The sequence below is a fragment of the Leifsonia sp. HAY1-4F genome, assembly GCF_056755275.1.
In genome coordinates, this window is the sequence record NZ_JBNDHX010000095.1 from 1 (window position 1) to 14517 (window position 14517).

Sequence of the window (14517 nt, forward strand, 5' to 3'; positions counted from 1 at the left end):
CCCCCCCCCCCTTTTCACACACACCCCCCCCCCCCCCGATTAGCGAGTGTCTCGTGGGCTCGGAGATGTGTATAAGAGACAGGTGCGGCACCCCGAGACTAGTGCGCGGCGGGAGCCGTGATCAGCGGGCGACCTCGCCGTCGACGTAGTCGTCGTCGTTGGACGCGTTCCAGGCGAAGAGCTTCCGGAGCTCGCGGCCGGTGGCCTCGATCGGGTGCTGCTCGCCCTTCTTGCGGAGCTCGAGGAACTCCGGAGCGCCGGCGTCCTGGTCCGCGATGAAGCGCTTGGCGAAGGTGCCGTCCTGGATGTCGGAGAGCACAGCCTGCATGTTCTCCTTCACGTGCGGGTCGATCACGCGCGGGCCGCTGACGTAGTCGCCGTACTCGGCAGTGTCGGAGACGCTCCAACGCTGCTTGGCGATGCCGCCCTCCCACATGAGGTCGACGATGAGCTTGAGCTCGTGCAGCACCTCGAAGTACGCCACCTGCGGCTGGTAGCCCGCCTCGGTCAGCGTCTCGAAGCCGTACTGGACGAGCTGCGAGACACCGCCGCAGAGGACGGCCTGCTCGCCGAACAGGTCGGTCTCGGTCTCCTCGGTGAAGGTGGTCTTGATGCCGCCGGCGCGCAGTCCGCCGATGCCCTTCGCGTACGAGAGGACGAGCGGCCAGGCGTTGCCGGTCGCGTCCTTCTCGACGGCCACGATCACGGGGACGCCGCGGCCGGCTTCGTACTCACGGCGGACCGTGTGGCCCGGGCCCTTCGGCGCGACCATGATCACGTCGACGCCCTCCGGCGCTTCGATGTAGCCGAAGCGGATGTTGAAGCCGTGCCCGAAGACGAGCGCGTTGCCCTCCTGCAGGTTGTCCTTGATGTCGTCGGCGAAGAGGTGGCGCTGCACCTGGTCCGGCGCGAGGATGACGATGACGTCGGCCCAGGCCGCCGCCTCCGACGCGCTCAGGACGCGGAAGCCGGCCTCTTCGGCCTTGGGCTTGGACTTCGAGCCCTCCTTGAGGCCGATGACGACCTCGACGCCCGAGTCGCGCAGGTTCTGCGCGTGGGCGTGGCCCTGCGAGCCGTAGCCGATGACGGCAACCTTCTTGCCCTGGATGATCGAGAGGTCCGCGTCTTTGTCGTAGTAGATCTCAGCCACTGGTGTGTTCTCCTTGCTGGTCGGTTCTGGGGGCTTCAGGTTCGGTAGACGCGCTCGGTGATGGACTTCGAGCCACGGCCGATCGCGAGCAGGCCCGACTGGGCCATCTCCTTGATCCCGTAGGGCTCGAGCACCTTGAGCAGCGCCTGGGTCTTGCCGCTGTCGCCGGTGACCTCGATCACGAGCGCGTCGGTCGCCACATCGACCACGCGGGCGCGGAAGAGGTTGACGGCCTCGAGGACCTGCGAGCGGGTGGAGTTGTCCACACGCACCTTGATCAGCAGGTGCTCGCGCTGGACCGATTGCACCGGGTCGAGCTCGACGATCTTGATGACGTTGATGAGCTTGTTCAGCTGCTTCGTCACCTGCTCGAGCGGCAGGTCCTCGACGTCGACCACGACCGTGATGCGCGAGAGGCCTTCGACCTCGCTGGTGCCGACGGCGAGCGAGTTGATGTTGAACCCGCGGCGGGCGAACAGCCCCGCGACGCGGGTCAGCAGACCGGGCTTGTCCTCCACGAGGAGGCTCAGAACGTGTGTGCTCATGGTCACTCCTCTGCGAAGGACGGGCTGTGGTCGCGGGCGTATTGGACGTAGCTGTTGCTGACGCCCTGTGGGACCATCGGCCACACCATGGCGTCGGCGCTCACGACGAAGTCGATGACGACCGGCCGGTCGTTGGTCTCGAGAGCGAGCTTGATCGCGGCGTCCACCTCCTCCTCCTTCGTGACGCGGATGCCGAGGGCGCCGTACGCCTCGGCCAGCTTCACGAAGTCGGGGACCCGGACGGTGTCGTGGCCCGTGTTGAGGTCGGTGTTCGAGTAGCGGCCGTCGTAGAACAGCGTCTGCCACTGCCGCACCATCCCGAGCGACGAGTTGTTGATGATCGCCACCTTGATCGGGATGTTGTTGATCGTGCAGGTCGCGAGCTCCTGATTGGTCATCTGGAAGCAGCCGTCGCCGTCGATCGCCCACACCACGCGGTCGGGCTGCGAGACCTTCGCCCCCATCGCCGCGGGGACGGCATAGCCCATGGTGCCGGCACCGCCGGAGTTGAGCCAGGAGTTCGGGCGCTCGTACGTGATGAACTGCGCGGCCCACATCTGGTGCTGGCCGACACCGGCGACATACACGCCCTCCGGACCGGTCAGCTGTCCGATCCGCTGGATGACGTACTGCGGTGCCAGGAGTCCGTCGCTGGTGTCGGAGTACCCGAGCGGGAACTCCTCGCGGAGCCCGTTGAGGTAGGTCCACCACTCGACGAAGTCCGGGGCGCCGGAGCGGGTGGCGTCCTGGTACGCCGCGGTCAGATCGACGATGACGTCCTTGGCATCGCCGACGATGGGGACGTCGGCGATGCGGATCTTCGAGATCTCGGCAGGATCGACGTCGACGTGCACGATCTTCGCGTTGGGCGCGAACAGGGAGGTGTTGCCGGTCACGCGGTCGTCGAACCGCGCGCCGAGGGAGACGATCAGGTCGGACTCCTGCAACGCGAGGACGGCGGGCACCGTCCCGTGCATCCCCGGCATCCCCAGGTGCTGCTTGTGCGTGTCCCGGAACGCGCCGCGCGCGGTCAGCGTCGTGACCACGGGCGCCCCTGTCGCCTCGGCGAGCTCGAGAAGCTCCTGCGAGGCGCGGGCACGGATCACGCCGCCTCCCACATACAGGACCGGCTTCTTGGCCTCGGTGAGCAGCTGGGCCGCTGCGAGGACCTGCTTGCCGTGCGCCTTGGTGATCGGCCGGTAGCCGGGGAGGTCGACCTTCGGGGGCCATACGAACGGCGCCGAGTTCTGCTGCGCGTCCTTCGTGATGTCCACGAGAACCGGTCCGGGGCGGCCGGTGCCGGCGATGTGGTAGGCCGCAGCGATCGTGCCCGGGATCTCCGACACATCCTTCACGAGGAAGGAGTGCTTGGTGATCGGCATCGTGATGCCGACGATGTCGGCCTCCTGGAACGCGTCGGTGCCCATCAGCGTGGAGAACACCTGGCCGGTGATGAACACGACCGGGACGGAGTCCATGTGCGCATCCATGATCGCGGTGACGAGGTTGGTCGCGCCCGGACCGGACGTCGCCATGGCCACGCCCACTTTGTTGGCGGCCACCGCGTAGCCCTCGGCGGCGTGGCCGCCGCCCTGCTCGTGGCGGACCAGGATGTGACGGATCCGGGTGGAGTCCATGATCGCGTCGTAGATGGGGAGGATCGCACCGCCCGGAAGTCCGAAGACGTCGGTGACGCCGAGGAGCTCGAGGGTGCGGACGACCGACTGCGAGCCGGTCAGAGTTTCAGGCGACGCCTTGCCCGGCGCCGCGGACGGCAACACACTGCTGGGGGTTGCATCCGTGGACATGCCTTATCAGTCCCTTACGTACGAAGTGGTGGAAGCGGTGCTGGGGCGAAGCCTCAGCCCGTCACGGCTCCTTCTGCAGCGGAGCGCACGAGCTTGGAGAACTTCGCGAGAACGCCACGGGTATAGCGCGGAGGAAGAGGCGCCCAGCCTTCACGGCGGGCGGTCAGCTCTGACTCGTCGACAAGTAGGTCGAGGGAGCGAGCCGCGATATCGACCCGTATCAGATCACCATCGCGCACGAAGGCGATGGGACCTGCGTCCACCGCTTCGGGTGCTATGTGGCCGATGCACAGGCCGGTTGTGCCGCCTGAGAATCGTCCGTCCGTCAATAGTAGTACATCCTTGCCGAGCCCTGCGCCCTTGATAGCAGCCGTGATGGCGAGCATCTCGCGCATCCCCGGGCCGCCCTTCGGGCCCTCGTACCGGATGATGACCACATCGCCGGCGTAGATGCGGCCCTCGGTGAGGGCATCCATCGCCTCGCGCTCGCGCTCGAACACACGCGCCGGGCCCTCGAAGACCTCGGCGTCGAAGCCGGCCGTCTTGACGACGGCGCCGTCCGGTGCCAGCGAGCCCTTGAGGATGGTGATGCCGCCGGTGGGGTGGATGGGGTTGTCGAGCGGCCGCATCACCTCGCCGTCCGGCGCGGGCGGGTTGATCTCGGCCAGGTTCTCGGCCACGGTCTTCCCGGTCACCGTCAGGCAGTCGCCGTGCAGGAGCCCAGCGTCGAGCAGCGCCTTCATCACGACGGGGACGCCGCCGTGGCGGTCCACATCATTCATGACGTACTTGCCGAACGGCTTGAGATCGCCGATGTGCGGGACCTTGTCGCCGATGCGGTTGAAGTCGTCGATCGTGAGGTCGACCTCGGCCTCGTGCGCGATCGCGAGCAGGTGCAGGACGACGTTGGTCGAACCGCCGAAGGCCATGGCGACGGCGATGGCGTTCTCGAACGCCTTCTTGGTGAGGATGTCGCGGGCGGTGATGCCCTTCCGCAGCAGGTTCACCACGGCCTCGCCGGAGCGGTGCGCGTAGTAGTCGCGACGGCGGTCCGCCGAGGGCGGCGCGGCCGAGCCGGGCAGGCTCATCCCGAGCGCCTCGGCCACGGAGGCCATGGTGTTCGCGGTGTACATGCCGCCGCAGGCGCCCTCGCCGGGGGCGATGGCGCACTCGATGCGCTTGAGGTCCTCTTCGCTCATCTTGCCGGCCTTGCACGCGCCGACCGCCTCGAAGGAGTCGATGATCGTGACGTCCTTCTCGGTGCCGTCGGAGAGCTTGACCCAGCCGGGAGCGATGGAGCCGGCGTAGAGGAACACGGCGGAGAGGTCGAGACGGGCCGCCGCCATCAGCATGCCGGGAAGCGACTTGTCGCAGCCGGCGAGCAGGACCGTGCCGTCGAGGCGCTCAGCCATCATCACGGTCTCTACGGAGTCGGCGATGACCTCACGCGAGACGAGCGAGAAGTGCATCCCCTCGTGGCCCATCGAGATGCCGTCGGAGACGGAGATGGTGCCGAACTGGAGCGGATAGCCGCCGCCCGCGTGCACGCCCTCCTTGGCGCCCTGCGCAAGGCGGTCCAGCGAGAGGTTGCATGGCGTGATCTCGTTCCAGGAGGAGGCGATGCCGATCTGCGGCTTCTCCCAGTCTTCGTCCCCCATACCGACGGCGCGGAGCATCCCGCGGCTGGTGGTGGCTTCGATCCCGTCCGTGACGACGCGCGAACGCGGCTTCCAATCGACTTCTGGCATGGAACAACTCTAGGACGTCTCGAATGCCCGCCGGACCATGTGCCGATACCGGTGGAGAACGGGCGGCGTCCTCAGTCTGTGGACGACTGGACGTGCGCCTCCCGCGCGTCGGCGAGCATCCCGAGGAGCGTGGCGATGGCCGGCTCGTCGGCGACCCGGAACTGGGCGGCCGTCTCCCCCTCGCCGACCTTGATACCGACATCGCCCTGGGCCGGACGGAGCACGCGGAAGCCGTCCTCGTCGGTGACGTCGTCGCCGGCGAACAGCACGCCGGTCGCCTGCGTGTACCGGCGCAGCCGCTCGACGCCTTCGCCCTTGTGCGCACCGCGCACCGAGAACTCGATGATGTCCTTGCCGTCGCGGATGGTGAGGTCGTGGCTCACGGTCGCCGCGGCTTCCCGGGCTCGGCGGACCACCTCGGCTCCCCGGTCGCCCGGCACCTTGCGGTAGTGCACGCCGAAGCCGACCGGCTTGGTCTCAAGCTTGGAGCCGGGGATGCCGTCGACGAGGCCCTGGAGCACCTCGCCCAGCCGCGCCATCGTCTTCTTCTCGGCGTCCGCGAGGTCGATCGAGACGCCGTCGCGGCCGAGGCGGGTCTCGACGCCGTGCGAACCGATCAGCAGAGCATCCTCGTCGGCCTCTGTCACGATCTCGAGGCTGGTCAGCGGGCGGCCGGAGACGTACCCGACCCAGGTGCGGGGCAGCCGCTCCAGGCGGTCGAGCGCCGCTTTCGCCTCGGGAAGGGCGCGGGCGCCGCGTGGCACATCCACGAGGGGAGCCAGCGTGCCGTCGAAATCCAGGGCCACCAGCAGGCGCTCGGTCGCTGCGAGCTCACGCAGGGCGGAGGCGAGGGCGATCGCGGAAGCGGGCGGGAGGTGGTGCGGGGCGGTGTCGATCATGGGTCTTTCGCGTGGGGATAGGAGGACGGGAAGGGCGGCTCAGCGCCGGTTCACGGGCGGGTTCTGCAAGGGGTGGTCGCCGTGCGCGCTGCGAGTCAGGGCGTCGAGGAAGGACGCCGACCAACGGGCGACGTCGTTGGTGAGCACCTTCTTGCGGAGGGCGCGCATCCGCCGGTTGCGGTCGCGTCGTGGCATGGCCAGCGCCTGCAGCACGGTCTCCTTGAGACCCTCGATGTCGTGCGGATTGATCAGGAGCGCTTGCCGGAGCTCATCCGAGGCGCCCGCGAACTCGCTCAGCACGAGCACGCCATCCTCGTCGACGCGGGTTGCGACGTACTCCTTGGCGACCAGGTTCATCCCGTCGCGCAGTGCCGTCACGAGCATCACGTCTGCGGCGAGGTAGAGCGCGACCATCTCCTCCCGTGGGTAGCCGTGGTGGAGGTACGCGATGGCGGTGTGCCCGAGCGTGGAGTAGTCCCCATTGATGCGGCCGACGGTCAGCTCGATCTCGTCCCGGAGCTGCCGGTAGGTCTCCACGCGCTCCCGGCTGGGGCTCGCGACCTGGACGAGTGTCACGTCCTCCGCCTTCAGCCGCCCCTCCTCGAGGAGCTCGCCGAAAGCGGTGAGGCGATGACCGATCCCCTTCGTGTAGTCGAGCCGGTCGACACCGAGCATGATCTTCTCGGGATTGCCGAGCTCCGTGCGGATCTCCCGAGCCCGCGCCTGGATCTCGGGGCGCCGCGCGAGCGACTGGTACTGCTCGACATCGATCGAGATCGGGAAGGCGCGCGCCAGAACCGTGCGCACCAGCCCGCCTCGGCGGCCCGTGGTGACGTGCCGGTGCGATCCGGCCTCCGGGTCGTCCCCGTCGATGGGCACCTCGATGATCGGCCCGCGCGTCTCGAAGCCCTTCAGACGGCGCACCGCCCGGGAGAAGTTGCCGGCGTCTGCGACCCGCTGGAAGCCGATGACGTCCGCGCCCAAAAGCCCGTCGATGATCTGGCGGCGCCACGGCAGCTGCGAGTAGATGCCGTACGGCGGGAAGGGGATGTGGTTGAAGAAGCCGATCACCAGATCCGGCCGCAACTCGCGCAGCATGGCCGGCACCAGCTGCAGCTGGTAATCGTGCACCCAGACCACGGCGCCCTTCGCTGATGCGGAGGCCGCCGCCTGCGCGAACCGGCGGTTCACGTTCACGTAGCTGTCCCACCACTCCCGGTGGTAGCTCGGCTGGGCGATCACGTCGTGATACAGCGGCCACAGGGTGTCGTTGGAGAAGCCCTCGTAATAGCGCTGGAGCTCCTCCTCGGACAGCGGCACCGGCACGATGCTGATCCCGCCCGCCTCGAACGGCTCGATCTCCTCGCCGGCGACACCCGCCCACCCGATCCAGACGCCGTCCTTCGCGCGCATGACGGGCTCGAGCGCCGCCACAAGCCCGCCGGGCGACGGCCGCCAGTCGGACTTCCCGGTGTCGTCGACGACACGGTCGACGGGCAGGCGGTTGGACACGATGACCAGGTCGTACTGCTCGGTCTGGGGCGCGTCGGCGTGCGGCGCATCGTGGTCCGGCGCGGTGGCGGGCGGCGTGTCAGGCGTCGCTGTGATGGTGGGTCAACTCCCTCGAAGGGTCGGGACGTGGACACCAGCCAGGGTACCAGCGTCCTCCCAGGCGGCTCCGATGGGCTGCCCGCGGACCTCGGCAGGCAGGCGCTACTTGGCGGTGCCGAGCAGCTGGACGAGCCGCGCGGCGTACTCCGCATAGCCGGCCGCCGTGGGATGGAACACGTCCGGGCCGGTCGTGTTGAGCCAGGGCTTGCGGTCGCCGATCGCGTGTCCCGCGAAGTCGACCGGGAGGTACGTCATCGGCTTCCCAGCGCTCCGCTGCTGGTCCACCGCCTGACGGACGACCTCGTTGAGCCCGAGCGTGGCCGCGTTGATCGCCGCCGCGGTCCCGAAGCCTTTCGCGTTCGGATCGGAGGCGTCGTAGAGCAGGGTGTAGCCGGTCACCACGATGCGTGCGTTCGGCGCGGCCTGAGCGATGGCGCTGTAGACCGTGGTCAGGCGGTCGGGCAGGACGTTGAGGAGGGAGAGAGCAGCCGTCACCTCGTTCCGGCAGGCCGCAGCCTTGCCTGCGGCACAGTCCGCGGCGATCGCCTGCACGCCGAGGTCGTTCCCGCCGATGCTCACCGTGACGAGGTCGGTCCGCTCGTCGAGGGCGATCAGCTGGTGCTTCAGCAGGTCGGAGGTGGTGGCACCGGCGCAGGCGGCGTTGACGACCAGGTTCACGCCGGAACGCCGGGCGAACACCGACGGATAGCTGTACGGGCTGAGCCGGCAGCGGCCCTTCTCCGCACCGGCGCCCAGCCCGGCCGCGAAGGAGTCGCCCAGCGCCACATACCGGGTGAGCGGGGTGAGCGGCTCCTTGTGGAACGGGTCCGGCGTCGACGTGGGCGCCGGGACGTCGGTGGCGGGAGCCTGAGGTGTCTGGGCGCTCGTCGGCGAACCCGAGCATCCGCTCAGCAGGGCGATGCAGGCGGCCGAGGCGATCACCGCAGCGGCACGGAGCACACGCGGAACGCGCGCCGCACGGGGGGTCCGGGATCCTTCGGCTCGCATCCCTCAGATGCTAGCGGCCCACGCTTGGCGAACGCTCAAACGGCCACGGGACGCTGCCCACGCGGCCCGCATGCGGCTTCCCGCTCAGATGCGCTCGGTGAGTGCGAGAAGGATGGCCGGCACCGACTCCGAGAGCCGCGCCGTGAACGACCGCTGGTCTCCGGAGAGCACTGCCCGCGCTTCACCGCTGGCACACAGCTCGGCGATGACGCGGACGGCTTCCCCCGCGTCGATCGTGAACCGGCGCCGTGCGCTCGCCAGCGCCGCCACGACGATCTCGGTGAGCTCGGAGAAGAACTCGTCGTGGTAGCGCAGGTAATCGGCGGCGATCGAGTGGTCGCGCAGTGCCATGAGCTGGAACTCCGCCTGCACGAGCCACCAGCGGCGGTCGTCGGACTGCAGCTCCAGGACGCGGCTGATGGTCTGCAGGACGTCCTCATCCCCCAGTTCCGCCCCCTCGTCCCCGACCAGGGGTGCCAGGAATTGGTCGACGCCCGTGATGAGCTGCTCGACGCGCATGGCCTTCTCGCGCTCCATGAGCGAGAAGAACAGCTCCTCCTTGCTCGAGAAGTTCGAGTAGAACGCGCCGCGGGTGAAGCCGGCGGCTTCGGCGATGGTCTCCACGCTGGCGGCGCGCACGCCCTCCTCGGCGAACACCGCGAAGGCCGCGTCGAGCAGGCGGGTGCGGGTGCGCCGACGGCGGGCGGACTCGGTGGGCCCGTCCTCGCGGCCGTCTTCGGTCACGCCGTCACTGAGAGTCGTGCGTTCCAAGCTGAAACCTTCCTGAGTCGAGCTTCCGATACAGAAGTGTATCCGATACGGTCATGTACGGATACAAGGGTGTATCGAAATTCTTTGATCATCTTCAATAGTCAATCACTGGAGAACGCGTGTCCTCGCTTCTGTATTCGGTCGGCCGGTGGGCCTACCGAGCCCGCACCCTCGTCGCCATCGTCTGGATCGGGCTCCTGGCTCTGCTCGGCGGCGGCGCGCTCCTGTTCAACCAGGGCACGGACAACAGTTTCAGCATCCCCGGCACGGAGTCGCAGGAAGCGCTCGACACGCTGAGTCGTACGTTCCCGCAAGTCAGCGGCACGAGTGCGCAGCTCGTCGTCGTGGCGCCTGAGGGCCGGACGGTCGATGACAGCGACATCAGGCAGCCGGTCGAAAACGTCGTCGGCGTGCTGAAGAAGGTCGACGGCGTCTCAGGCGTCAGCTCCCCCTATTCCGCGCAGGTCAAGAACCTCATCTCCGGCGACCGCTCGGCGGCCATCGTGACGGTCCAGCTGAAGGGCCAGATGACTACGGTGACGGATGCGACCAAGACCGCCCTGAAGGATGCGGGAGCCGACCTCGCGAAGCAGCTCCCGGACGGTTCCAAGTCGGCACTCGGTGGTCAGCTGTTCTCGCAGAACCTGCCCTCGCTATCCCTCATCGAGCTGATCGGGGTCGGAGTCGCGCTGGTGGTGCTCATCCTCACGTTCGGCTCGTTCCTGGCGGCCGGGATGCCGCTCCTCACAGCCCTTCTCGGCGTCGCCATCTCGATGTGCCTGATCTTCATCGCGACGCTCTTCGGATCGATCTCGTCGACCACCCCGATGCTCGCCCTGATGCTGGGCCTCGCCGTCGGGATCGACTACTCGCTGTTCATCATCTCCCGTCACCAGGCCCAGCTGAAGGCAGGCGTGCCTCCGGCGGAGTCCGCCGCACGCTCCGTTGCGACTGCCGGATCGGCGGTGCTGTTCGCGGGGATCACCGTGATCATCGCGCTCGCCGGACTGGCCGTGGCGAACATCCCGTTCCTCACCACGATGGGCATCGCCGCGGCCGTCGGCGTGGCGGTCGCCGTGCTCGTGGCACTGACGCTCACGCCCGCGATGCTCGGCTTCGCCGGGGCCCGGCTGACGCCCGGGCGCCGCAAGGCTGCGCGGGCGGCCCGGAGGCGGACAAGGGCAGCAGCGGCGACGACCGGCGCGCCGGCATCCCCGGCCCCAGCTGCGTCCGCGACCGCGTCCGCAGAACCGGCCGACGCCCCTGTTCACTCCTTCGCGCATGCCGCGAAAGCCGACATCCCGCCCGGGTTCTTCCGGGGCTGGGTGCGCGCTGTCACGCGCTTTCCGATCGTCACGATCGTCGCGGTGATCGTCGCACTCGGCGTGGCGGCCATCCCAGCGCTCCAGTTGCGCCTGGCGCTGCCCGATGCCGGGTCGCAGCCAGAGGGCAAACCGGCTCGCATCGCCTACGACCTGGTGTCCGACCACTTCGGCCCGGGCTACAACGGCCCGCTGATCGTGACGGGCTCGATCATCTCGAGCACCGATCCGCTCGGGCTGATGACGAAGATCGGCCACGAGATCTCCCGGCTGCCGGGCGTCGCCTCCGTCCCGCTGGCCGTTCCCAACGCAACCGCGGATACCGGGATCGTGCAGGTCGTACCCACCACCGGTCCCGACGACCAGAAGACGGCCGCACTGGTGGCGGAGCTCCGCGGGAAGCACCAGCACTTCCTCGACCAGTACGGCGTCGACCTCAAGGTGACCGGGAACACCGCTGCGCAGATCGACGTATCCTCGCGACTGGCGGGAGCACTGCTCCCCTTCGGCCTCCTCGTCGTCGGTCTGTCCCTCATCCTGCTCACCATGGTGTTCCGCTCGATCGCGGTGCCGATCAAGGCAGCCCTCGGTTACCTGCTCTCGGTCGGTGCGGCGTTCGGCGCCGTGACCGTGGTGTTCGAGTGGGGCTGGCTCGGGGATGCGCTCCACGTGGACAAGACCGGACCGATCATCTCGTTCATGCCGATCATCCTGATGGGCGTGCTGTTCGGGCTGGCGATGGACTACGAAGTGTTCCTGGTCAGCCGCATCCGCGAGGACTTCGTGCACGGCGGCGACGCGCGCCGCGCCATCCAGAGCGGATTCGTGAGCTCTGCGAAGGTCGTCACCGCGGCAGCCGTCATCATGATCTCGGTGTTCGCCGCGTTCGTGCCGGAGGGCGACGCGTCGATCAAGCCGATCGCGCTCGGCCTCGCGGTCGGGGTGTTCGTCGACGCGTTCATCGTCCGGATGACCCTTGTGCCCGCGATCCTCCAGCTTCTCGGCGACAAGGCCTGGTGGATGCCGCGCTGGCTCGACCGCATCCTCCCCTCGTTCGATGTGGAAGGCGACGGACTGCAGAAGGAGCTCGAGCTCGCGAACTGGCCCCAGGATGGCGCCCGGATCGTTGCGGCCGCGGACGGGCTGGGCGTCAGCACGCGGAGCCGGCGGCTGGTCGGCGACGTGTCGTTCCGGCTCGCCGACGGGGAGGCGCTCGTGGTGCGCGGTGACGACCGCACGGCCGCGACCGCTGTGCTCATGGCGATCACCGGACGGACGCCCGTCGACTCCGGGACCGTGAAGGTCGCGGGCTTCGTGCTCCCGACGCGTGGTGCGGCGATCCGCTCGCGGACGGCCGTGGTCCGGATGGATGCGGCCGAGACCCCCGTGGACGATCTGCGCCGAGCGCTGGCCGGCCACCCGCAGCTGGTGGCGCTGGACGCTGTCGACACGGTGACCGATCCCGTCGAGCGGCGGCGCATCCGGGCGGAACTGACGGCTGCGCTCAGCCGTGCCCGGGTCGAGGGGCGGCCGTTTGCGCTCGCTGTCGGCTGCGTGGATCCCTCGCGGCTCGACGACCTCCTCCCGGAGACCGCAGAGCCGACCGTCCTCGACCTCGACGACCGGGAGCGGACCGTCGCGCAACGGTCCGCCGCCCTGGACGAACCCACCGATTCCGACCTCGCCGAGCACGGCGCCCACCTCGAGAAGGCGAACGCCTGATGACCACTTCCTCCCGTCTCCGCCGGCCACGTTCGCTGTTCTCGCTGGAGCGCCTCCGCTCCGACAAGCGGGTGACGTGGCTCACCATCGCCGGCATCCTGCTCGTCCCGATCACCATCGGCGGGCTGCTCGTCTGGGCACTGTGGAACCCCACCGATCGTCTGCACGATGTCAAGGCCGCCGTGGTGAACCTCGACACTCCCGTGAAAGTGAACGGCCAGACGGTGCCGCTCGGCCGCCAGCTCGCCGCCGGACTGCTCGACTCGAAGAACGAGAACTTCACGTGGGTCCTGACCGACCAGAAGGACGCCGACCAGGGCGTCAGCAGCGGTGAGTACGTGTCCGCGGTCACCATCCCGAAGAACTTCTCGAAGGCGGCGACCTCCATCGCGGGGACGCCCGGCGACGCGAGGCAGGCGACGATCGACGTGCGTACCAGCCCGCAGGCGAAGCTGGTCGACCCGGCGATCAGCCAGGCGGTGACGACGACGGCGACCTCCGTGCTCAACAAGCAGCTCACCTCCACCTACATCGCGAATGTCTACGTCGGCTTCAACACGCTCGGCGGCCGGTTGAACACGGCGGCCACCGGCGCAGACAAGCTCTCCGGAGGGCTGACGCAGCTCGCGAGCGGAACCCATCAGCTGGCAGACGGAGCGGCGCAGCTGTCGACCGGCGCTTCCTCGCTGGCAGACGGGATCTCGGCGCTGTCCGACGGCGCGTCGGGCCTCGCGAACGGGCTCGGCACCCTCGCCTCGAGCGGAACGGCGGTTCAGGGCGGGGCACAGCAGCTCGCGGGGACGGCGGCGACGACGTCCTCGCACCTGACGGCTGCCACGAACGGGATCAACGCGGCGGTCGCGCAGAACTGCGCTCCCCCGGCCGACCCGGCGGTGGCCGCGCTCTGTGCTCAGCTCAAGGCGCAGCTCACCGACCTGAACACGGCGCAGGCGTACGCCGAGGGCCTCACCTCGGGCAGCCAGAGCTTTGCGACACAACTCGGGCAGTACTCCGGCGGCGTGTCGCAGTCGGCGTCGGGAGCAGCGCAGCTGGCGTCCGGCGCATCCCAGTCGGCGGACGGCGCACATCAGCTGGCGACCGGCGTTCAGCAGCTGAGCGGCGGGATCCCGGCACTCGCCTCCGGCGCCGATCAGTCGGCGTCGGGCAGCGCTTCGCTGGCGTCCGGCCTGCACACCGCCGTCGCACAGTTGCCGAGCTACGACACCGGAGACCGCACCAGTCTCGCCAAGGTCGCGGCCGAGCCTGTGGCACAGAAGGCCTCCGGCACCACGGCCTTCGGGACCTCCAGCATCCCGCTGTTCGCTTCGGTGGCCCTGTGGCTCGGCGCGCTGGCGACGTTCCTGGTCCTCCAGGCGCTCTCGCGCCGTGCGCTGCTCACCTCGCGCAGTGCTGGACGGATCGCGCTCGACGGCTTCGCGCCGGCGGCCGCGGTCGGCGTCATCCAGGGCGGGCTCGTGGCTGCGGTCATGGCCCCGGCGCTCGGTCTGGACGTCGGCCACTGGTTCGGATTCGCCGGGGTGGCGGTCGCCGTCGGGATCGCCTTCGCAGCGGTCAACCACGGGCTGGCCGCCCTGCTCGGCGGAGTCGGGCGGTTCCTGTCCATGCTCGTCGTCGTGGTGACGCTCGCCTCGGGGATCGTCTCCACGGCGCCCGGCTTCTTCGGTGCGGCGTTGGGATGGCTGCCGACCTCGCCGGCGATCACTGCGCTGCAGGGTGCCATCGACGGCAGTACGGACGCCTGGCGCGGCCTCGGCGGCCTGCTGCTCTGGGCCGCGTTCGGCTTCGCGCTCGCGCTCATCGCTGTCTCTTATACACATCTCCGAGCCCACGAGACACTCGCTAATCTGGGGGGGGGGGGTGTTGGTTTGGAGGGGGGGGGGGGGGGGGGGGGGGGGGGGGGGGGGGGGGGGGG

10 protein-coding genes are annotated in these 14517 nt (G+C 69.1%); 2 read left to right on the top strand and 8 right to left on the bottom strand.

What is annotated here, in order from left to right; genetic code table 11:
• Positions 1-121: 121 nt before the first annotated feature.
• The 8 genes from ilvC to ACPYOG_RS15560 form a co-directional block, all read right to left on the bottom strand.
• A complete protein-coding gene (gene ilvC, locus ACPYOG_RS15525) occupies positions 122-1150 on the bottom strand; it encodes a ketol-acid reductoisomerase (protein ID WP_090041715.1) in 1029 nt (342 codons plus the stop codon).
• 35 nt (positions 1151-1185) lie between these two features.
• Positions 1186-1695, bottom strand: coding sequence for an acetolactate synthase small subunit (gene ilvN / locus ACPYOG_RS15530; RefSeq protein ID WP_481295079.1), 510 nt, complete (start codon positions 1693-1695; stop codon positions 1186-1188).
• A gap of 2 nt (positions 1696-1697) precedes the next feature.
• Positions 1698-3503: an acetolactate synthase large subunit gene (locus tag ACPYOG_RS15535; protein ID WP_481295080.1), complete on the bottom strand. Its 1806-nt coding sequence runs from the start codon at positions 3501-3503 to the stop codon at positions 1698-1700.
• Between the two features lie 53 nt (positions 3504-3556).
• Positions 3557-5251, bottom strand: coding sequence for a dihydroxy-acid dehydratase (gene ilvD, locus ACPYOG_RS15540; protein ID WP_090041721.1), 1695 nt, complete (start codon positions 5249-5251; stop codon positions 3557-3559).
• A gap of 71 nt (positions 5252-5322) precedes the next feature.
• A complete protein-coding gene (gene otsB, locus ACPYOG_RS15545) occupies positions 5323-6150 on the bottom strand; it encodes a trehalose-phosphatase (protein WP_481295081.1) in 828 nt (275 codons plus the stop codon).
• 39 nt (positions 6151-6189) lie between these two features.
• A complete protein-coding gene (gene otsA, locus ACPYOG_RS15550; protein ID WP_481295082.1) occupies positions 6190-7662 on the bottom strand; it encodes an alpha,alpha-trehalose-phosphate synthase (UDP-forming) in 1473 nt (490 codons plus the stop codon).
• Between the two features lie 201 nt (positions 7663-7863).
• Positions 7864-8769, bottom strand: coding sequence for an SGNH/GDSL hydrolase family protein (locus ACPYOG_RS15555; RefSeq protein WP_481295083.1), 906 nt, complete (start codon positions 8767-8769; stop codon positions 7864-7866).
• Between the two features lie 84 nt (positions 8770-8853).
• Entirely contained in the window at positions 8854-9540 is a 687-nt protein-coding gene (locus tag ACPYOG_RS15560; protein ID WP_481295084.1) for a TetR/AcrR family transcriptional regulator, read from the bottom strand.
• 119 nt (positions 9541-9659) lie between these two features.
• Here ACPYOG_RS15560 and ACPYOG_RS15565 point away from each other — a divergent pair, with 119 nt between their 5' ends.
• Together ACPYOG_RS15565 and ACPYOG_RS15570 are read left to right on the top strand one after the other, a co-directional pair.
• Positions 9660-12584, top strand: a complete 2925-nt coding sequence (locus ACPYOG_RS15565; RefSeq protein ID WP_481295085.1) for an MMPL family transporter — start codon at positions 9660-9662, stop codon at positions 12582-12584.
• Positions 12584-14517 (top strand): YhgE/Pip family protein (locus tag ACPYOG_RS15570; RefSeq protein ID WP_481295086.1); only part of this gene is annotated, 1934 nt, incomplete at its 3' end. The genes ACPYOG_RS15565 and ACPYOG_RS15570, both read left to right, overlap by 1 nt.

Excerpts from the sequence above, each read along its gene's own strand:
- otsB (WP_481295081.1), bottom strand. The coding sequence starts at position 6,150 with ATGATCGACACCGCCCCGCACCACCTCCCGCCCGCTTCCGCGATCGCC.
- ACPYOG_RS15555 (WP_481295083.1), bottom strand. The coding sequence starts at position 8,769 with ATGCGAGCCGAAGGATCCCGGACCCCCCGTGCGGCGCGCGTTCCGCGT.
- ACPYOG_RS15535 (WP_481295080.1), bottom strand. The coding sequence starts at position 3,503 with ATGTCCACGGATGCAACCCCCAGCAGTGTGTTGCCGTCCGCGGCGCCG.
- ilvN (WP_481295079.1), bottom strand. The coding sequence starts at position 1,695 with ATGAGCACACACGTTCTGAGCCTCCTCGTGGAGGACAAGCCCGGTCTG.
- ilvD (WP_090041721.1), bottom strand. The coding sequence starts at position 5,251 with ATGCCAGAAGTCGATTGGAAGCCGCGTTCGCGCGTCGTCACGGACGGG.